We start from the raw sequence: 1,378 nt of genomic DNA, 5'->3' as shown, positions 1-1,378 counted from the left end.
CGGTCTGACTTCACTGTCCTTAGAACGCTCCCCTACCACTGATACCATTGGTATCAATCCGCAGCTTCGGTGGTGTATTTAGCCCCGGTACATTTTCGGCGCAGAGTCACTCGACTAGTGAGCTATTACGCACTCTTTAAATGGTGGCTGCTTCTAAGCCAACATCCTAGTTGTCTAAGCAACTCCACATCCTTTTCCACTTAATACACACTTTGGGACCTTAGCTGGCGGTCTGGGCTGTTTCCCTTTTGACTACGGATCTTATCACTCGCAGTCTGACTCCTAAGGATAAGTCATTGGCATTCGGAGTTTGACTGAATTCGGTAATCCGATGAGGACCCCTAGTCCAATCAGTGCTCTACCTCCAAGACTCTTACACTTAAGGCTAGCCCTAAAGCTATTTCGGGGAGAACCAGCTATCTCCAGGTTCGATTGGAATTTCTCCGCTACCCACACCTCATCCCCGCACTTTTCAACGTGCGTGGGTTCGGGCCTCCATTCAGTGTTACCTGAACTTCACCCTGGACATGGGTAGATCACCTGGTTTCGGGTCTACGACCACGTACTAAACGCCCTATTCAGACTCGCTTTCGCTGCGGCTCCGCCTCTTCAGCTTAACCTCGCACGGGATCGTAACTCGCCGGTTCATTCTACAAAAGGCACGCCATCACCCGTTAACGGGCTCTGACTATTTGTAGGCACACGGTTTCAGGATCTCTTTCACTCCCCTTCCGGGGTGCTTTTCACCTTTCCCTCACGGTACTGGTTCACTATCGATCACTAGGGAGTATTTAGCCTTGGGAGATGGTCCTCCCAGATTCCGACGGAATTTCACGTGTTCCGCCGTACTCAGGATACATTCAAGAGAGAACGAAGTTTCGACTACGGGGTTGTTACCCTCTACGACGGACCTTTCCAGGTCGCTTCGTCTACCTCGTTCCTTTGTAACTCCGTATAGAATGTCCTACAACCCCAAGAGGCAAGCCTCTTGGTTTGGGCTATGTTCCGTTTCGCTCGCCGCTACTCAGGAAATCGCATTTGCTTTCTCTTCCTCCAGGTACTTAGATGTTTCAGTTCCCTGGGTCTGTCTTCCTTACCCTATGTATTCAGATAAGGATACCATACCATTACGTATGGTGGGTTTCCCCATTCGGAAATCTTCGGATCAAAGCTTACTTACAGCTCCCCGAAGCATATCGGCGTTAGTCCCGTCCTTCATCGACTCCTAGTGTCAAGGCATCCACCGTGCGCCCTTTCTAACTTAACCAAACTAAAATTAAAAAATATGAGCTACACTGTTATCTAGTTTTCAAAGAACATACATTTATATATGAGAGATAGTTCTCTCAAAACTGAACAAAACGAAACACGGAAACTT

1 rRNA gene is annotated in these 1,378 nt (G+C 48.4%); it reads right to left on the bottom strand.

What is annotated here, in order from left to right:
* Window positions 1-1,267 (bottom strand): 23S ribosomal RNA (locus ACQGS6_RS28515); the annotation flags it as partial.
* Window positions 1,268-1,378 lie beyond the last annotated feature (111 nt).

The organism is Bacillus sp. GMs2/2 (genome assembly GCF_050172095.1).
Lineage (GTDB): Bacteria > Bacillota > Bacilli > Bacillales > Bacillaceae_G > Bacillus_A > Bacillus_A cereus.
The sequence above is the reverse complement of the archived record's forward strand: the minus strand, read 5'-3'. Positions and strand labels throughout refer to the sequence as shown.